General features: G+C 43.2%; 19 protein-coding genes and 3 pseudogenes. 1 reads left to right on the top strand and 21 read right to left on the bottom strand.

Going from position 1 to position 18,818, the window contains the following annotated elements; translation table 11 throughout:
• Positions 1-72 precede the first annotated feature (72 nt).
• The 7 genes from DXD78_RS14680 to DXD78_RS14650 all read right to left on the bottom strand — a co-directional run bounded on the left by DXD78_RS14680 (position 73) and on the right by DXD78_RS14650 (position 3,888).
• Positions 73-738, bottom strand: a complete 666-nt coding sequence (locus tag DXD78_RS14680; protein WP_009037550.1) for a TatD family hydrolase — start codon at positions 736-738, stop codon at positions 73-75.
• On the bottom strand, positions 735-956 hold the full coding sequence (yidD, locus tag DXD78_RS14675) for a membrane protein insertion efficiency factor YidD (protein WP_005831056.1): 222 nt from the start codon (positions 954-956) through the stop codon (positions 735-737). Before yidD ends, DXD78_RS14680 begins: the two co-directional genes overlap by 4 nt.
• Positions 953-1,369, bottom strand: coding sequence for a ribonuclease P protein component (gene rnpA / locus DXD78_RS14670; protein ID WP_009037549.1), 417 nt, complete (start codon positions 1,367-1,369; stop codon positions 953-955). Before rnpA ends, yidD begins: the two co-directional genes overlap by 4 nt.
• A 184-nt stretch (positions 1,370-1,553) precedes the next feature.
• The gene (locus tag DXD78_RS14665) at positions 1,554-2,306 is read right to left on the bottom strand and encodes a uroporphyrinogen-III synthase (protein WP_005834069.1); all 753 of its coding nucleotides are present in this window, start codon (positions 2,304-2,306) and stop codon (positions 1,554-1,556) included.
• A gap of 4 nt (positions 2,307-2,310) precedes the next feature.
• Positions 2,311-3,042, bottom strand: a complete 732-nt coding sequence (locus tag DXD78_RS14660) for a DUF4271 domain-containing protein (RefSeq protein WP_009037548.1) — start codon at positions 3,040-3,042, stop codon at positions 2,311-2,313.
• Positions 3,039-3,629, bottom strand: a complete 591-nt coding sequence (locus DXD78_RS14655) for a TIGR00730 family Rossman fold protein (RefSeq protein WP_009037547.1) — start codon at positions 3,627-3,629, stop codon at positions 3,039-3,041. Before DXD78_RS14655 ends, DXD78_RS14660 begins: the two co-directional genes overlap by 4 nt.
• A 70-nt stretch (positions 3,630-3,699) precedes the next feature.
• Positions 3,700-3,888: a hypothetical protein gene (locus DXD78_RS14650; RefSeq protein WP_009037546.1), complete on the bottom strand. Its 189-nt coding sequence runs from the start codon at positions 3,886-3,888 to the stop codon at positions 3,700-3,702.
• 148 nt (positions 3,889-4,036) lie between these two features.
• Between DXD78_RS14650 and DXD78_RS14645 the strand changes: the two genes are divergently transcribed.
• The gene (locus DXD78_RS14645; protein ID WP_009037545.1) at positions 4,037-4,435 is read left to right on the top strand and encodes a DUF2809 domain-containing protein; all 399 of its coding nucleotides are present in this window, start codon (positions 4,037-4,039) and stop codon (positions 4,433-4,435) included.
• A gap of 327 nt (positions 4,436-4,762) precedes the next feature.
• Here DXD78_RS14645 and DXD78_RS14640 read toward each other — a convergent pair whose 3' ends face one another.
• The 14 genes and pseudogenes from DXD78_RS14640 to DXD78_RS21085 form a co-directional block, all read right to left on the bottom strand.
• Complete coding sequence (locus DXD78_RS14640; protein WP_009037544.1) at positions 4,763-5,035, bottom strand: hypothetical protein; 273 nt, start codon at positions 5,033-5,035, stop codon at positions 4,763-4,765.
• A 3-nt stretch (positions 5,036-5,038) separates the two neighbouring features.
• Positions 5,039-5,419: a hypothetical protein gene (locus tag DXD78_RS21365; protein WP_227741090.1), complete on the bottom strand. Its 381-nt coding sequence runs from the start codon at positions 5,417-5,419 to the stop codon at positions 5,039-5,041.
• The gene (locus DXD78_RS21200) at positions 5,361-6,542 is read right to left on the bottom strand and encodes an RHS repeat-associated core domain-containing protein (RefSeq protein ID WP_233534021.1); all 1,182 of its coding nucleotides are present in this window, start codon (positions 6,540-6,542) and stop codon (positions 5,361-5,363) included. Before DXD78_RS21200 ends, DXD78_RS21365 begins: the two co-directional genes overlap by 59 nt.
• 654 nt (positions 6,543-7,196) lie before the next feature.
• The gene (locus DXD78_RS14630; protein WP_051642902.1) at positions 7,197-7,604 is read right to left on the bottom strand and encodes an NTF2 fold immunity protein; all 408 of its coding nucleotides are present in this window, start codon (positions 7,602-7,604) and stop codon (positions 7,197-7,199) included.
• Positions 7,605-7,616: 12 nt separating this feature from the next.
• Positions 7,617-9,455 (bottom strand): annotated as a pseudogene (locus DXD78_RS14625) (RHS repeat-associated core domain-containing protein); the annotation flags it as partial.
• A gap of 115 nt (positions 9,456-9,570) precedes the next feature.
• Entirely contained in the window at positions 9,571-10,023 is a 453-nt protein-coding gene (locus DXD78_RS14620; RefSeq protein ID WP_035447390.1) for a hypothetical protein, read from the bottom strand.
• A 595-nt stretch (positions 10,024-10,618) separates the two neighbouring features.
• Positions 10,619-11,845: pseudogene (locus DXD78_RS14615) on the bottom strand (RHS repeat-associated core domain-containing protein); the annotation flags it as partial.
• A 95-nt stretch (positions 11,846-11,940) separates the two neighbouring features.
• On the bottom strand, positions 11,941-12,471 hold the full coding sequence (locus DXD78_RS14610) for a hypothetical protein (protein ID WP_118931273.1): 531 nt from the start codon (positions 12,469-12,471) through the stop codon (positions 11,941-11,943).
• Positions 12,437-14,461 carry an RHS repeat-associated core domain-containing protein gene (locus tag DXD78_RS21350; RefSeq protein ID WP_370448320.1) on the bottom strand — a complete coding sequence of 675 codons (2,025 nt, stop codon included), beginning with the start codon at positions 14,459-14,461 and terminating at the stop codon, positions 12,437-12,439. The genes DXD78_RS14610 and DXD78_RS21350 overlap by 35 nt, the downstream gene beginning before the upstream one ends.
• A 251-nt stretch (positions 14,462-14,712) precedes the next feature.
• The gene (locus tag DXD78_RS14600) at positions 14,713-14,922 is read right to left on the bottom strand and encodes a hypothetical protein (RefSeq protein WP_035447395.1); all 210 of its coding nucleotides are present in this window, start codon (positions 14,920-14,922) and stop codon (positions 14,713-14,715) included.
• A pseudogene (locus tag DXD78_RS21345) lies at positions 14,903-16,234 on the bottom strand (RHS repeat domain-containing protein); the annotation flags it as partial. The gene DXD78_RS14600 and the pseudogene DXD78_RS21345, both read right to left, overlap by 20 nt.
• Before the next feature lie 227 nt (positions 16,235-16,461).
• Positions 16,462-16,770 carry a hypothetical protein gene (locus tag DXD78_RS20965; RefSeq protein ID WP_035447399.1) on the bottom strand — a complete coding sequence of 103 codons (309 nt, stop codon included), beginning with the start codon at positions 16,768-16,770 and terminating at the stop codon, positions 16,462-16,464.
• A 59-nt stretch (positions 16,771-16,829) separates the two neighbouring features.
• The gene (locus DXD78_RS14590; RefSeq protein ID WP_227741066.1) at positions 16,830-18,413 is read right to left on the bottom strand and encodes an RHS repeat domain-containing protein; all 1,584 of its coding nucleotides are present in this window, start codon (positions 18,411-18,413) and stop codon (positions 16,830-16,832) included.
• A 203-nt stretch (positions 18,414-18,616) separates the two neighbouring features.
• Complete coding sequence (locus DXD78_RS21085; protein ID WP_158560254.1) at positions 18,617-18,760, bottom strand: hypothetical protein; 144 nt, start codon at positions 18,758-18,760, stop codon at positions 18,617-18,619.
• Positions 18,761-18,818 lie beyond the last annotated feature (58 nt).

The raw sequence follows: 18,818 nt of genomic DNA, 5'->3' as shown, positions 1-18,818 counted from the left end.
ATTATCTATGAATTGTTTGATTCCTATTTTAATCTGCGCAAAAATACGACTCTTTATTCGAAGAAACAACTCTTAGGGTTTAAAAAAGACTTTGCAGACATTTCTCCGGAGTGTTTCTCCAAGCTCCTCGGGAGAGATGCCGCGCACTTCGGCAGCGCGTGCATACAATTCCCCGATGGAAACTTCGCTTTCATCCGTTTCGATGAACAGCCGGTCGGCAGGTACCCGGCACAAGGCTGCTTCCTGGTATTTCTCCCCGAATGAAAGGTAAAAGCCATGTTTCAGATATTCCTCCGCCAGCGCCGCCTTGCCACGGAAACCATGTATTATCCACGGATTCGACGGGCGCAAGTCCCGCTTCACCTTCAGCAGTTCATCAACCGCCTTCACCAGATGAATCACCAGCGGCTTTCCCACTTCCTCTGCCAAACATGCCTGGCACCTGAACACTTCCACCTGCAAATCCATCGGAGCATCTGCCAGCTTGTCCAGCCCGGCTTCGCCCACGGCAAGTACTTGGGGATGGCGCACTAACTCCTCCAGGCCGCACACCCTGCTAGCCACAGCACCTTCAACTCCTGAGTGTTCACCTCCACTCCGACCTATATGCCAGGGATGTATCCCCACCGAATACCATCCGCCGCTCTGTGGAGAGAACGTTTCGGGATAGCAATTTGCAATGGCAGTTCCGGGTACTTGCGGAAGCCGGTGTGTATGTATGTCAACTGGAATATTCATGGAACGGGATCATATCCGGAACCTCCCCAGGGATGGCAGCGCAGAATGCGCCTGACTGCCAGACAAAACCCCTTGAAAGGTCCGTGTTTCTTGATGGCCTCCACCGCATATTGCGAACAAGTGGGGGTAAAACGGCATGAAGGCCCTATCATGGGCGATATGCACTTCTGATAGAAATAGATGGGAAGCAGCAGCAGATATGAAAGCAGACGCTTCATGACACCTGCGGAGTTTGCTCGGTTTCAGCATTTGCCGCTACCTTCTCGGCAATGCGTGCCAAAGCTGTCTTCATACGGTCCTCAATGACAGAAGAGTCTACCAACTGGTCCGAAAGATAGATGAAGGCCACGGCCAGACGGCACTTTTTTTCCGTCAGCACGGCCAGCAGTCCGTGTTTGTTCATGCGGTAGGCTTCACGTATCTGGCGTTTCACGCGGTTGCGCTTCACCGCCCGCTTGAAACGGCGTTTCGAAACACTTACAAGAATGGAAACGGGTGCCTCCAGCTCCTCCACCGGCAGATACACCACACGCAAAGGGAAAACCGAAAACGAGCGTGAGCCGCCCGCAAACATCTTCTCTATCACTTTCTTCTTGTCCAACCGTTCGGACTTACGCAAGGTATTTGGCATGGGGTGATGAGTTATAAGTTATGAGTGATGAGTTATGAGTGATAAGTTATGGGGCGATACAAAAACGAGCTACAAGTACCTGGCGACATAAAAGCACAACCACTTGTAGCTCAATTTTATAAATCCATTGTTATGCCTACAAGCTATAAGCAAATCACTCATAACTTATAACTCATAACTCTTTTTACTTTCCTTTATTATTTTCCTTGATAAACATGTCAAGCGCCGCCGTCATTGAGGGTGCCTGCACGCTGGGAGCTTCCAGGTCAAGACGAAGCCCGGCATCACGGACTGCCTGGGCAGTGGTAGAGCCGAATGTTCCGATCTTGATTTCCTTCTGGTCAAAATCAGGGAAATTCTTCTTCAAGGCACTGATGCCTGCCGGACTGAAGAACACCAGCATGTCATAATCAAAAGCCTCATCTGCAGCAAAGTCATTGCTGACAGTACGGTACATGACAGCTTCCGTGTGCTGAATCTTATTCTTATCCAGCAGATTCTTCACGTCATCATTGTGTACATCCGACATTGGTACCAAGTACTTTTCAGTCTTATGCTTAACAATGGAAGGTATCAAATCGTCAATCTTCCCGGTGTTTCCGAAGAAAATCTTACGCTTACGATACTGCACATACTTTTGGATATACAGAGCAACGGCCTCCGTCACGCAGAAATACTTCATTGTTTCGGGAATTGTCACACGCAATTCTGTACACAAGTGGAAGAAATGATCAATAGCATGACGCGAAGTAAAAATAACGGCAGTATGATCCAAGACCGAAATTTTCTGTTGTCTGAACTCTTTCGCTGAAAGGCTCTCCACTTTGATAAATGGGCGAAAATCTATTTTCACACCATACTTCTCGGCGATGTCGTAGTAAGGAGATTTCTCTGATGCCGGTTTCGGCTGCGACACAAGTACTTTCTTAATTTTCAACGTCCTAAAATTTTATTATCAAATAACTGTTTAGCTGCATCACACCTTGATATAACACAAAACAAGGCATGATTTCAAGGGCACAAAAGTACACAATTAAAAGCAAACCGCCATATAAATTGTTACAAAAAAGCTTTAACCACTTGTATAACATCAATATTTTAGCAAAAAAGGCTAAAATCAATCCGATTATTATCGTCAGCTGCAAACTCAAATCAAAATAGACTACGAACAGGGCAAACGGGAAAAGGGCGAATCCCAAGTAATAAAGTAGCGTAGAATAGGACTCAAGCCATAGCGTTGTAACACTTTCGTCAAAAAAAATCCAACCCAGAAAAGAGTAGAGCATCCACTTCAAGCACAAATAGAAGAGACACACACCGATGTAAATCCCCAGCAGAAGCCCCGGCGACACATGACGTACCAGTTCCGGCTGTATATCATTGAAGTAGTTGAAGATACAGACGCCTGCTAGGATGCAGGTCTGCAGGATGAGCAGCAGCAAATAGCGCATATCGGCGGCTGTGGAAGTGGCAAATATGCTGGTACGTTCGCGATGAAGCAGGAAATCCTTCACCAGTTGCAGCAGGAACTTGCGGCTGCGTGACAAGACATAGGCCGACAGAAAGAAACAGCACAAAAGGACCACGGTGATGCCATCGTCCATTCTCGGAGAATATGGAATAGGAATCCCCTCCGTCCCCACTACTGCCCAAGCCATCAACAGCCCTATCATATTGCAGCGAATTTACGGATGGAGGCGTCCCACAAGGGAGTGGTATATATCAGTTCCACGGCTTCCTGCGGTGTCTGCGCCACATGCCAGATGGCACCGTGCTGCGTACGCATGAAGTTTTCGTCCACCGCCTGCCGGAGCATATCGAGCAGAGGGTCGAAATAGTTCTTGACATTCAGTATCACAATCGGGTTCAGATACAGTCCGAGTTGCTTCCAAGTGATGATTTCCAGCAGTTCTTCCAGGGTGCCGCAACCACCGGGCAGGGCAATGATGGCATTGCTCAAGTCGGCCATTGTCTTTTTCCGTTCGTGCATGCTTTCCACTTCCACGAGTTGGGTAAGTCCGGTGTGATGCCATCCCTGCTCCACCATGAAGCGGGGAATGACGCCCGTCACCTCTCCCCCTGCCCGGAGTGCCGCATCGGACACAGCGGACATCAGTCCCATATTTCCCGCACCATTAATCAGGCGAATTTGCCGCTGCCCCAGCAAAGCGCCCAGCTCACGGGCTGCATCGAAATAAACGGAATCTATCTTTGTGCTCGAAGCACAATATACGCATACGGAATTTATCTTGTTCATCATCTTGCCACACCCTTTTTTAGGTATCGCCACAAAGGTACATGATTTCGGGGAGATTTGAAACAAGAGAGTCTTATTTCCAAAGTTCTTCCGGATTTGTGGTGCGGACGCTGTTCTCGAACAGCCATTGGGTGCCACCGCTCCGAACGGTAAATCCGACGGGAATAGGTGCAAGTCTCCGGTCACCCGGCAAGGGGTCGCCTGTTTCATCGTCCATGCGGCTCAGTTCATGCATGCTGTACCAATAGTTATTTTTGGCCATATACGTGTCATAGTATTGCCCTTCATTTGCTTTTCTGTTTATAGCCTTACACAGACCGTTCGATAGGAAAAAATACGAAAAAGCTCTTCCTTCTCACTCATATCTGTCAATTTTCCATAAATTTGCAATGGACCTAAAACATCATGATGTGAAATACAAACGTTGGATTTACTTAACCGTCACTTTCGTCATCATATTGGCAGGACTTGCTTCCCGGAAGTATGGCAATGCATTGCCTAAATTTATTGCAGAGTATATTGGCGATACACTTTGGGCAGCTATGGTTTATTGGGGATTACGCTTTCTCTTCCCTTCGGCATCCATACTCAAAGTGACCGCAATCTCCTTACTGTTTTCTTATTGCATAGAAATCAGCCAATTATACCAGGTCGATTGGGCGAATGCCATACGAAACACCACGCTCGGAGCATTGGTCTTCGGGCATGGATTTTTATGGTCGGATATGATATGTTATACTGTCGGGGTAATGTTATCTGCCACCGTAGATTCTTGCGCTTCCTTTTCTTCTTCGGATGAAGCAGTATAAAAACAAGACGCGGACAAAGGAACACAGATTCTATGCAAGCCGCTATTATCCCCGCCAAAAGCATTCGTAGGACACATTTCACGAGGCTACACCTTTTACTCCGGATGGCTACACCCTTTCTATGCGATGGTATAGCCATCTGCAAAAAAGGGTGTAGCCCGGCACGGAGGATAGTTACAACATTAGAAATGGTATGACTGTTATATGACAAAAAAATATCCTAACATGCAAGATATGGGATATCTGATGTTAGGATAACGATAAAAATAGTCAATTCATATCAAGGCAAGACGGCCTAATTATCAATACAAAAGAGACTGCGTTTGTTTATGATAAACTGCATTTTTCTTTTGAAGATTTACGGCTATTGACAAGAGAAGCTACTAAATAAAAGATATTAATGATTACATAGCATAGAAAAAACTTCCACACTTTAATCGTTTCTTTTAGCCACTCCTCAACCCATAAGATATCAATCTTATCCCCACATCGATTTTCAATCTCATATTTATAACTAATTTCACAATTAATAATTGCGTATATAATTAATAATGAAAGAATTATTGATGTGGCAACAAACACAATTCTAAGCCATTTCATAATCTATCTTGTTTTATAAACTACACCTCCTGGTTTGGATATTCTCACTAAATGATTCTGCATTGATATTGGAAGAACAAATCTGTTGACAATAGGAATAGTAGTCCATGTTCCCAAATTACTTGTTTGTTGTAGCCTTGTCCCTTTCAGAGCATTTGACCCACTTTTATTCAACACGTCATATACCATTGTTGTACAATTATTACTTGTCAGCTTATATTCATCAATAATACGAGCAGAAGAACTGTTATAATAATCACTTTTAGGATTATCTGGCATTGTAGTTGACATATTAAACTTTTCGTCTAAAATATTAGCAACTTTTTCATCTGCCACATCTGTTACTACAAATACAGACATTCCACCAGCTGCTTTTTTTGTCATTGTAAGCTTTTGCTTCATCCCCCATTAACTTTAAAAGAACACCGGAACCATTTCCTAAAGAATTAGAGCTTCTATCTGGCCCTTTATTAGTTCCATTGTATCGTCCGTAGCTATAAACAGTCATATTAGATCCTTCACCAACACTAATCCATGTGTGACCAAAGGACTGAGTTTCAGTGCAAATTCTAATACTATCTCCATTCACATCAATATTAACAACCGGACTATTCGCCCCGTACTGATACGGAGACATCGAATAATACTTCTCGGCAAATCTGTCATTAGTCGTAAACCTTCCTAACGCCGTATCATAATGTCTCGCCCCATAATCATACCAATTCAAACCCTTCTTATTGTCAAACTCCTTGCCGTTATACTTGTAAGGCTGGGTATTGCCTGTAGTGCCAAAAACACCGCCGAAAGGATAGTAATGATTCGTCTCCTCTACAGTACCTGACTGGTTGATTACTACACGGTTGTTGCCTTGATGGTCCTTCAGATAGTAATGATACTGCTGGGTACCGGCCAGGTTGATGTAACCCTCTTCTGTGAGTAACAACTTCTGAGTACCGTTTTCATAGATCACATTACCGCAATAGTCAGTCGTTGTGGTTGTACTGCCTATCTTATGGACTGTTCTCAGTTTCGTGCCGTCAGCACCATAAGTATAGGTGATCGTGCTACCATCACTGAACGATACCGTACTCGGCAAATTTAATACATTATATTGAATATCGGTAATTCCCTTATTCAAATCTTTCGTTAAATTACCATTGACATCGTAGGCATACTCCCCTGCGGTGCTTGCACCGTTCACAAAGGCAGTGTTTGTACCGTATGCAGCGGTACTCACCGCATCCTCCACACAGCTCAACTGATTACCGGTCAATGTGTAAGTCAGGTTATCAAGCAGGCCGTAGGCACTGGCACCAGTCTGGCCATAACGTTGCAAACTCTTGATGTTACCGTTCTTGTCATAACCCGTAACGTTCTCCGAGAAGCGGTTCGCATTCGTGCTGATACTTGCTGTCTCTCCATAGGTAGCGTTCAGTACTCTGTCAAGACCGTCGTAAGTGAATTTGTAACCACGGACTGTACTTTCGTTCCCGGACTTCCAAGTCATGCTGCTGATGCTGCCGTTGTACTTCGCAGTACCCACACCCGTGTTGTAGTACAGGTTCTGCGTGAAGCGTGTGCCGCTGATTCCCGTCAGCCAGCTACGCAGGTTGTAGGTATAAGTCAGCTTGTTGGTGCTCGTACCGTGATACTGCTTGGTCAGTAAACGACCGAAGTTGTCATAAGTCGCATCGTACAGAGTAATCGCAGTACTGCCAAGACTATGCTGCACTTTGCTTATTCTGTCCGCATGGTCGTAGGTATAGGTATATACTTCCGTGCGCGTGGTCTTTCCGCTGGCAGTATGTGTATGTGTCACACCAGACGGCTTGTTGGAGAAAGTATAAACCGTACTTGTGATGTCGTAACCACTGAGCAAGTTGTTCTGCACAAGCACGGTAGGACTGGAAGAAGGATTCCCCCCTGCAGGGTCAGCCGTCCCAGACTGTCGTACAAATAATACATATAGGAAATGTTATCCAGATAGGAAGTGCCCGTGCTGTTAAGCATCCGGAGAGTACGGATGTAGTCCTGCATGACCTACATCATTTGATAGACCTAAAAAACTATCCTAACATACAAGATATAGCATATCTGATGTTAGGATAGTAATTAAATAAATCTCATTGAAAAAAGGCAACTTATATTAGAGTAATATTTTTTATTTAGTATGCAAAAGCTTTATAATCTCACCATTACTTTTTCTTATTTCCACATAAGATTGTCCACAGAAAGTCAGCGCACTATCATTTCCATTAGGAATATGCCCTTCTATTACCCATATTCCATTTACCAAGTTAACAGAAAAAGGTTTTTCTTTCTCTATACTTTCCTTTCCATAAATTTCCAATAGTACGCATTCCGCTATCTTTACTGCAATATCCGCTGTAGGTATAAATCCCTCTGCAGGAACATAGCTTTTCATATCAGTATAAAAATCTGTTGAGAGACTATCATTCATTACATACTCAATCTGTTGAGATGATTGTTGATCTTCTCCGACCTTCGATGTACTGTTTGTACATGACATCGCAAATAGCATTAAAGCAAAAAAATAAGTCCTATACATATTGCTATCTTTTTAAAATACCCAATGAATATGTTCTCTCTGGCTAACAGGAATGTTTAAATCTGGCTTTTGTAGCAATTCTTTCATTCTTTGTTTACCCTTTTCAGCAGGAATATCTTTCGGATTAATATTATTCTTTCGTTTAGGATCTTTGGGATCACTAGGAAGATCACTAGTCACTATTGATGTTTTCTTACTATAAGGATTATATTCTAACAAATCGCCACTCGGCGTAGCCAAATAACCATTTTCTTTTGTTTTCTCAATATATTTTATATCAGCTTTTGAGAATTTATTATTTATATGCTCTGCGTCCGCGTCTCCATGCGAATGAATCGATCCTACAAATCTCTCACCGTTAGGAGGTAAGCTTATAGATACGCTGTGCTCTCCTTCATTGGCTGCACTATAAGAATATCCCTTTAGCTTTCCCTTTTGCTTAACTTCATAAATAGAAGAGCCCATTTCACGTTTACGTATAATAGATGCACCATTATAATACATACCCCAATCTTTAGCTGCTGCTCTTTTAGTCTTAAACAGATCACCAGGAGCATATTCCATACCATTTGGGTCTATGAACTTTACCGGATTATCGGCACAATAAGTATACGGACTCATCGAATAATATTTCTCTGCCAACGGGTCATTCGTCGTAAACCTTCCCAACGCAGCATCATAATGTCTCGCCCCATAATCATACCAGTTCAAACCCTGCTTCGTATCAAGCTCCTTACCGTTATACTTGTAAGGCTGGGTATTGCCTGTAGTGCCAAACACACCACCGAAAGGGTAGTAATGGTTAGTTTCCTCCACAGTGCCAGACTGGTTGATCACTACACGGTTGTTACCCTGATGATCTTTCAAGTAGTAATGATACTGCTGGGTACCGGTCAGGTTGATGTAACCCTCTTCTGTGAGTAACAACTTCTGAGTACCGTTTTCATAGATCACATTACCGCAATAGTCAGTCGTTGTGGTTGTACTGCCTATCTTATGGACTGTTCTCAGTTTCGTGCCGTCAGCACCATAAGTATAGGTAATCGTGCTACCATCACTGAACGATACCGTACTCGGCAAATTTAATACATTATATTGAATATCGGTAATTCCCTTATTCAAATCTTTCGTTAAATTACCATTGACATCGTAGGCATACTCCCCTGCAGCGCTTGCACCGTTCACAAAGGCAGTGTTTGTACCGTATGCCGCGGTACTCACGGCATCCTCCACACGGCTCAACTGATTGCCGTTCAGGGTGAAAGTCAGATTATCAAGCAGGCCGTAGGCACTGGCACCAGTCTGGCCATAACGCTGCAATCCCTTGATATTGCCGTTCTTGTCATACCCCGTAACGTTCTCCGAAAAGCGGTTGGCGTTCGTGCTGATGCCTGCTGTCTCGCCATAAGTAGCATTCAGCAGACGGTCCAGTCCGTCATAAGTGGACTTGTAGCCGCGGACGGTGCTTGCCGTTCCTGCCTTCCACGTCATGCTGCTGATGCTGCCGTTATACTTGGCAGGCCCGTTGCCGGTGTTATAATACAGATTCTGCGTGAACTTCGTTCCGCTGATGCCCGTCAGCCAGCCGCGTACATTATAGGCGTAAGCCTGCCTGTCCGCGTCGGAGCCGTGCAGCGACTTCGATTGCAGACGACCAAGGTTATCATAAGCATAGGCAGCAAGCGTCACCTTCGCCCCTCCCAATGTATGCTCCACCTTGGAGAGCCTGTCTGCATGGTCATAGCTGTAAGTGTATGCTTCCGTCCGGCTGTCCTTCCCGCTTGCCGTGTGCGTATGCGTCACCGTGGCAGGCTTGTCCGTAAAGGTATAGACCGTGGATGTCACGTCGTACCGGTAACGGAAAGCGTACCGCTCCAAGTCAGCATGCTCCTATATGAAATTCCCTGCTTACATCCAACATAAGCAGGGAATTGTTTAGATTATAGAATCAGAGATTCTTAATATATCAATATTCGAGCCAAAAATAATCAGGTGTACGTAAAGTATCCCACAACAAAATACCACCGTTGGAGCTACATGAAATTACAATATTGGGAATATTATCAATCCGGTATCGGAACGTACTATCTATGACCCTTTTTCCACAATATAATACCGTATCCAGAGATGTGACACGTATCTTTATTTTTAAACTATCATATCCGCTTTTATCGAAACGGGTGATTTCCATTCCAAGCCAATCTTCATGGTAGTCCAATATTTGGTCATCCGTCTTGTTCACATACAGTCCATTAAAAACAAGGCTGTCATTCACCCAACATTGGATATAATCTTTACCGGTACGCTCCTTAAAACCAGTACCTACTCGAATCATGAAATCATTCTCTGAGTCCAAATGACCAATGCACGCCACCAGCATGGCAAGTATGATTATAAAAATAAATATACGTGTCTTCATATTACTGCCTTCTTTTAAGTTTTTGCCTCCAGTTAGGAATATGCCTATTCAACTTGTTATGGATATAATTATCTCGGACTGTTTGTATCTGAGAACGGTTTAACTGAGTTGCTTTAAGATAATCTCCATCAAAATCTTGAATAACTTTTTTCTGTGTCATCAAGTTTTCCACATTCATTGTATGCCCCAATCCTCCTGAATGACCAAGTTCGTGAGCAAAAGTCCGGTTATCATCATTGTTCAACATATTAGAAACCGCTTTCGTTCCTATTTTCACATCCAGACTATTTTTATAAGTCTCAGCCATAACTACACTTTTATCCGTTTTTGTCAACATATCTTGATCAACAATCTGCAAAACGTGTTCAGTGTCCTTTATATCATCCACCGAGTTGACAGTTCTCAATTGCATATCCATAGTCGAAACAAAGTCATCACCTGAAATCGTATATGCGGCATTCACTTGCTCTACTATTTGTCCAGCCAAAGTCTTTATATCAAGCTCCTTATTATTAGAATTATTTATCAAAGCCGCTCTTACCGTAATTTTATATTCTATCTTATCCGTTTCACGATTATAATGGGTTTGCACGCGCCAATCATTTCCATCCGGATCAATGCGACCGACAGGCTCATTTCCACAATAGACATAAGGAGATACTTTAAAATGTTTGTCATATAAAGCATCAACCGTTATAAACCTTCCCAACACCGCATCATAATGCCTCGCCCCATAATCATACCAATTCAAACCCTTCTTCGTATCAAGCTCCTTACCGTTGTACTTGTAAGGCTGAACATTGCCTGCACTTGCAAATACCCCGCCGAAAGGATAGTAATGGCTCGTCTCTTCTACCGTGCCGCTCTGGCTGATGACTACCCGGTTATTCCCCTGATGGTCTTTCAAGTAGTAGTGATACTTGCTGTCGCTCAAAGTAATATAACCCTCTTCGGTAAGAAGCAGCTTCTGGACTCCGTTTTCATAGATCACATTGCCGCAATAGTCAGTCGTTGTGGTTGTACTGCCTATCTTATGGACTGTTCTCAGCTTTGTGCCGTCGGCTCCATAAGTATAGGTGATGGTACTTCCGTCACTGAACGTTACTGCATTCGGCAAATTTAAGAAATTATATGTAATGCCGCTAATACCTTTGTTCAAATCTTTAGTTAAATTGCCGTTGGCATCATAAGAGTACTCATCGGCGGCATTGGCACCGTTTTTGAACTCGAAGCCGCCATTGTAGGCGGAAGCCGTCACGGCATCATCCACACGGTTCAACTGATTGCCGTTCAAGGTGAGAGTCAGGTTGTCTATCATGCCGTAGGCGGTTGAAGAGAGTTGCCCGTAACGCTGCAATCCCTTGATGTTACCGTTTTTGTCGTAGCCCGTCACGTTCTCACTGAAACGGTTCGCGTTCGTGCTGATACCTGCTGTTTCGCCATAGGTGGCATTCAGCATCCGGTCCAGTCCGTCGTAGGTGAACTTGTAGCCGCGGACGGTGCTTTCATTCCCGGACTTCCAGGTCATGCTGCTGATGTTACCGTTGTAGCGGGCGGTACCCACACCCGTATTGTAGTACAGGTTCTGGGTGAAGCGCGTACTTGTGATGCCCGTCAGCCAGCTGCGGAGGTTATAGGCATACGTCAGCTTGTTCGCCGCAGAGCCGTGCAGGGACTTGGTACTCAGACGGCCGAAACTATCGTACGTATAGTCTGCCAGAGTTATTTTGGTTCCTCCCAAAGTATGCTCCACCTTGCTCACCCTGTCAGCATAGTCGTAGCTGTAAGTGTATACTTCCTCTCTTGTAGTCTTTCCGGAAGCGGGAAGTAAATAAAAAACTATCCTAACATGCAAGATATAGTAATATCTGATGTTAGGATAGCAATTAAATAGATTATTTCAAGAATATAAAATACTTATTTATTTAAGATATACAAAACTCCAGTTTCGCAATCTGTATTAAGATAAACTCCATGATGAAATAACAAATAAATCAAATATTTTTCTTCTGGATATGACAAACCAACAGAAAGTACACCTTTCTCATTAAAAAGCAAAGAAATAAGATTTTCTACTTTTCCTTTATAAATTGAATCTATGTATGGCTGTGGAGTTACCATACAGTCCATTTCCTTTAGTGAACAAAATGTAATGCTGTCTATACCCAATGTCTGTTCTAATAAAATTGGAAAAAGTTCATATCGATATTTCTTATTAGCTACCCCATCATTCAGAAATAGGTACATATCTCCTTCTCTTGGAACTATCGAATATACACTATCTTTGTATTCTATATTCATTGCAACAAAAGGACTTTGCCAAGTAGAATCAACAAACATATCTTCATACCTCTCACTTGTTTTATGTACACACATTACAAATAAGAGATTAATACCCAACATAAGGATAATCTTATTCCAACAGTTTTTGGGGTATTTTCCTTCCACGATATTCCGTTCTTTTTGCATCTCCTGTTCTTTTTCTAATTTTATTCTCAGTATTAATAGCACGAATTTCTCTCATGGGTATTCCATTTCCTATATTTTCATAAGACATAATACCTTTATCTACATCCGACGAATGCTGTAACTCATGGCTTAAACCAATTCTTGGTGTCCAATGATTTCCATTAATATCCGTTTTAACATCAGGGTCATAATTTATAATGCTTCCTTGCGGAATGTCTTTTTTAGCTTTTTCTCTATCAAATCCTGAAGAATTAGACTTTCCTCGTTTAGTCCTTGTTATTGAATGAACATTCTTACTTTTCTCCAGTTCAATAATCATCTCACCAATTTCCTTATCATCCTTCTTAAGTTGCTGCAAATCTGCTTTCACGTCCTTTTGATACTTGGTATCAAATCCAAAAAATATTCTCACATTATCTATCAAGCCATTAGGATTAGGATTTACAACAATTGTATCTCCATTCACATCTATGTTATTCACCGGATTATTCGCCCCATACTGATACGGAGACATCGAATAATACTTCTCGGCAAATCTGTCATTCGTCGTAAACCTTCCCAGCGCCGCATCATAATGCCTTGCCCCGTAGTCATACCAGTTCAACCCTTTCTTTGAGTCAAGCTCCTTACCGTTGTACTTGTAAGGCTGAACATTACTTGTACTTGCAAACGCCCCGCCGAAGGGATAGTAATGGTTCGTCTCTTCTACCGTACCGCTCTGGCTGATGACTACCCGGTTATTCCCTTGATGGTCTTTCAAGTAATAGTGATACTTGCTGTCGCTCAAAGTAACATAACCCTCTTCGGTAAGAAGCAGCTTCTGGACTCCGTTTTCATAGACCACGTTTCCGCAGTAATCGGTAGTGGTGGTAGTACTGCCTATCTTATGGACTGTTCTCAGCTTTGTGCCGTCGGCTCCATAAGTGTAGGTGATGGTACTTCCGTCACTGAAAGTCACCACATTCGGCAAATTTAAGAAATTATATGTAATGCCGCTAATACCTTTGTTCAAATCTTTAGTTAAATTGCCGTTGGCATCATAAGAGTACTCATCGGCGGCATTGGCACCGTTTTTGAACTCGAAGCCGCCATTGTAGGCGGAAGCCGTCACGGCATCATCCACACGGTTCAACTGATTGCCGTTCAAGGTGAGAGTCAGGTTGTCTATCATGCCGTAGGCGGCTGAAGAGAGTTGCCCGTAACGCTGCAATCCCTTGATGTTACCGTTCTTGTCATACCCCGTCACGTTCTCACTGAAACGGTTCGCGTTCGTGCTGATACCTGCTGTCTCGCCGTAGGTGGCATTCAGCATGCGGTCCAGTCCGTCGTAGGTGAACTTGTAACCGCGGACGGTGCTTTCATTCCCGGACTTCCAGGTCATGCTGCTGATGCTGCCGTTGTAGCGGGCGGTACCCACACCCGTATTGTAGTACAGGTTCTGGGTGAAGCGCGTACTTGTGATGCCCGTCAGCCAGCTGCGGAGGTTATAGGCATACGTCAGCTTGTTCGCCGCAGAGCCGTGCAGGGACTTGGTACTCAGACGGCCGAAACTATCGTACGTATAGTCTGCCAGAGTTATTTTGGTTCCTCCCAAAGTATGCTCCACCTTGCTTACACGGTCTGCATGGTCATAGCTATAGGTATAGACTTCCGTACGTGTGGACTTGCCGCTTGCGGTATGGCTATGCGTCACCGTGGCGGGCTGTCCCGTAAAGGTATAGACCGTATTAGTCACGTCATAACCGCCCAAAAGATTGTTCTGTACGACTTTAGTTACACGCCCCTTGACGTCATAGTAATAGCCTTTGTAAATTTTAGTACTGCTGCCGGATACAGTCACCGCGCTTCCTGTCAGGGAGCCTTTACTGTAGCCCGAAGTGTCGTTCGTGAACTGGCTCGTCGGGAAACCCGTACCGCCCAGTTCTGCACATGCACCACCTGATCGGAAGAAACCGTCTTGTTCGTGCACTCCCCCTGTTGCGTCAGCCGTCCACCGTTGTCATACACATACTCCGCGAGCTGCGCATCCGGAAGCTTCTTCCAAGTGCAGAGATTACGGTGGTCGTCATACACACAATAGGTATCCTACGTCTCGCTGATAGAATAACAAAAACTATCCTAACATACAAGATATGGAATATCTGATGTTAGGATAGTAATTAGATAGATTGGTTTTTAATCAACCTATATCAGAGGAAGACAGTAGTTCGTTACGACGAATTAACCTAAAGCATCAGGCTCTAATAAATCTGGATGTAGTATTACTGATTTATCTAATGCTCTAACAAAATGAGATTTATGGGAATATAATACTTGATACTCCTCACTCTTCTCATTTGCCCAAACTTTCAAAACTACAGCCGCTTCTAAGGGTAAACTCTTCCCGCAGAAACAGCAAACAACCATTTCTTTATTTAATATTCCATCCATAATTTTTCGCTATTCTATTAATAGATTTTTGAGACCAATTTCCCATTGTTGTTATTATACCTTTCCTCCCTTCTACAACAGCATTAAATCTACCGGGAGTAATTTCATGAAGATAAACTGTAGCTCCATCAGCCTGAGTAAAAGCCTTTCCTACAGACTTTGTTACTCTTACTTCATTCACAGAAAGTACCCCTCCTCTCGTTGCCGTTGTTCCAGCAATCCGTTGCACTCCGTGAGCAGTTGATTGTATTGCATTTTGAGTACCTCTTCCTGCCACCTTTCCTACAGCCCATCCTATTGCCTTCCCCAACAACATACCGCCAAACTCTCCGGCACCAAAGCCAAAGGCAGCTTCGCCTATAGGTCGCGCAATAGCATCTATAGAACGACTGTTCAGAGAATTGAAAAGGGCAGACTTAGAGTCTTCAGATAAAGGACTGGTTTTACCTAAGAACTGATTCTGAAGTTTACCGCAGGAAGCTATCAAGTCAAAAGCATTAACAGCCTGATTGGCTAAGATACCTCCATTCTGATAGAAGTTCAGATAGTTGTCATTACCTAACGCAATAGAGGCAGATGAACCGATATTAGTATAGCCTTTTAAGGCTTCACTGCCTTCCTGCCAACGTAAATTCCCTTGTTTATCTTCATACCAGTCAGCTCCTGTTGGGTCTATTCTGCTGATAGGGCTGTTACCACAATAAGCATAGAGACTTATTTTGAAGTAGTTTTCAGCAGAAGGGTCCACCGTCTCAAACCTCCCCAACGCCGCATCATAATGCCGTGCCCCGTAGTCATACCAGTTCAGCCCTTTCTTCGAGTCATACTCCTTGCCGTTGTACTTGTAAGGCTGAACATTACCTGCACTTGCAAATGTACCGCCGAAAGGATAGTAATGGCTCGTCTCTTCTACCGTGCCGCTCTGGCTGATGACTACCCGGTTATTCCCCTGATGGTCTTTCAAGTAGTAGTGATACTTGCTGTCGCTCAAAGTAATATAACCCTCTTCGGTAAGAAGCAGCTTCTGGACTCCGTTTTCATAGATCACATTGCCGCAATAGTCAGTCGTTGTGGTTGTACTGCCTATCTTATGGACTGTTCTCAGCTTTGTGCCATCGGCTCCATAAATATAGGTGATAGTACTTCCGTCACTGAACGTTACTGTATTTGGCAAATTTAAACAATTATATGATATACCGGTAATATTCTTGTTTAAATCTTTAGTTAAATTGCCGTTGGCATCGTAGGTGTACTCGTTCGCCTGCTTCATGCTGTCCTTGAACTCGAAGCTGTTATTGTAGACGAAAGCTGTCGCGTTCTCGCGGAAACGGTTAGTGTCTGTACCAATGATTGTAGTATTATCATAGGCGGCGTTAACATTTGCTTTAAAGCTCATTGAATAAATTTTGCCATTGGGCCTTCATTACTCCACTTGGCAAGTTAGACTGCTAATATTTCTATTATAGTGGGTACCCTATAAAAAGAAACAGCGGATGTTTCCACCCGCTGTAATAGAATTGTTATAAAAATATTATTCAATTATTTGTTTTTTATTTTTAATATAAAATAGAATAAGAGCATAATAAAAACCTCAGATAATACACCTGGTAAATATAGAAACCCTATCATTATATCAAAATTAAAACGCCAAAATATAAAGAAAATAGTAGAAAGAGAGACAACAAGTATCAATTGCAGGCAACAATATAATAATGTCGTTTTAAGATTAAGCCTCAAATTCAATAATAATAATAAGAAGAACAAAACCGTTCCTAAAACAAACGTTATTGATCCTACAAATAATTCAACTGAAAATAAATCTCCTAATGATATACTTTGACTTTCCATATCTATTCAATTTTAACTTGTCTCTTTTTAGGATCATAATTTAGTGACTTAAAATTATCTTAATACTCTTTAACTATACTATTGGGCCTTGGATCTATAATTACTGGTGCCTTATCTTTTACAGATGGGTCTTGTTTCAAAACATCAGCCGCAAAAGTTCCACAATTATTATTCCTTAATGAATACTCTTTCCTCTTTGAATTAGCATTCTCCGCTATTTTTGATTCTGCATAGTTTTTCATTTCTTTAAACTTATCACTTTCAATATATGCTCCTTCTATTCTTCCGGCATGTCCCGCTTGTTCAGATATTATTGATAAAGTTTTATTCAATGATTCCAATGTAGGCTTTTTATCTTGTCCTATTTTTACATTTGGAACAGCGAATGTTCTGACAACTCCTTTACCCTCTTTGTCATATCTGCCATATTCATAATATTTAGTCACTCCTGTTTTATTATCAATCAATAATACTCCAGCATGACCTAAATTCCCAATTTTACCAATAGGAGTTGATATTTTATAATCAGGGAAGGCAATATAAATACCATCCTTCCCGTTAGGGTCTATACAATTTATAGGATTACTATAACAATAAGTATACAAACTTTCTGAATAATACTTCTCTGCCAACGGATCCACCGTCATAAACCGTCCCAACACTGCATCATAATGCCGTGCCCCGTAATCATACCAGTTCAAGCCTTTCTTCGTGTCATATTCCTTGCTATTGTACTTGTAAGGCTGAGTGCTTGTTGATGAAGCGAATACTCCTCCAAACAGATAGTAATGGTTTGTCTCCTCTACCGCTCCGCTCTGGTTTATGACTACACGGTTGTTCCCCTGATGGTCCTTCAAGTAATAGTAATACTTGTTGTCGCTCAAAGTAATATAGCCCTCTTCGGTAATCAGAAGCTTCTGGGCTCCGTTTTCATAGACCACATTCCCGCAATAGTCCGTTGTGGTGGTAGCGCCACCTATCTTATGAACCGTTCTTAGCTTTGTGCCGTCGGCTGCATAAACATAGGTAATCGTACTTCCGTCGCTGAACGTTACTGCACTTGGCAAATTTAAACAATTATATTGAATATCGGTGATTCCCTTGTTCAAATCTTTGGTTAAATTGCCGTTCGCATCGTAGGTGTACTCTCCGACCTGCTTCACGCCGTCCTTGAACTCGAAGCCTCCACCGTAAGCAGAAGCCATCACGGCATCGTCCACACGGCTCAACTGATTGCCGTTCAAGGTAAAAGTCAGGTTGTCTATCAGGCCGTAGGCACTGGCTCCAGTCTGGCCGTAACGTTGCAAACTCTTGATGTTACCGTTCTTGTCATAACCCGTAACGTTCTCCGAGAAGCGGTTCGCATTCGTGCTGATACTTGCTGTCTCTCCATAGGTAGCGTTCAGTACTCTGTCAAGACCGTCGTAAGTGAATTTGTAACCACGGACTGTACTTTCGTTCCCGGACTTCCAAGTCATGCTGCTGATGCTGCCGTTGTACTTCGCAGTACCCACACCCGTGTTGTAGTACAGGTTCTGTGTGAAGCATGTACCGCTGATGCCCGTCAGCCAGCTACGGACATTGTAAATGTACGACTGCTTGTTCACGGCAGAACCGTGCCTGTAAACGACCCAGATTATCATAAACGTAGGTAGCAAGCGGTACCTCACCTAAACCGTCAACCTAATGCTTCAGGGTCAGCAGCCTGCCGACAAGGTCATAAGCATAGGTGTAAGTCTCACTGCGGGAAGGCTTGCCGGAAACTGTATGAACATGACGACGCTCCGTGGGCTACCCCGTAAAGTTATAGACAGTATACTCCGTACCGTATCCTTACCACCAAAACTTACCGCTGGATAAGACGGGAACGGGAATCATAATACAGCACACTGTAAAGCTGGTCGGTACCCCCGTCTGACAGCTCCGTAACACTGCCCGTAAGCAGACCACGGGCATCGGGAATACTGAAAAGCCAAGAGATTAGATACAACGAACCCTAAAAGTTAGATAAAACACTTTTAGGGTTCACTTCAAAGATAAAAAATATA

The sequence above is a fragment of the Bacteroides sp. D20 genome (genome assembly GCF_003436255.1).
Classification (GTDB): Bacteria; Bacteroidota; Bacteroidia; order Bacteroidales; family Bacteroidaceae; genus Bacteroides; species Bacteroides uniformis.
The sequence above is the reverse complement of the archived record's forward strand: the minus strand, read 5'-3'. Positions and strand labels throughout refer to the sequence as shown.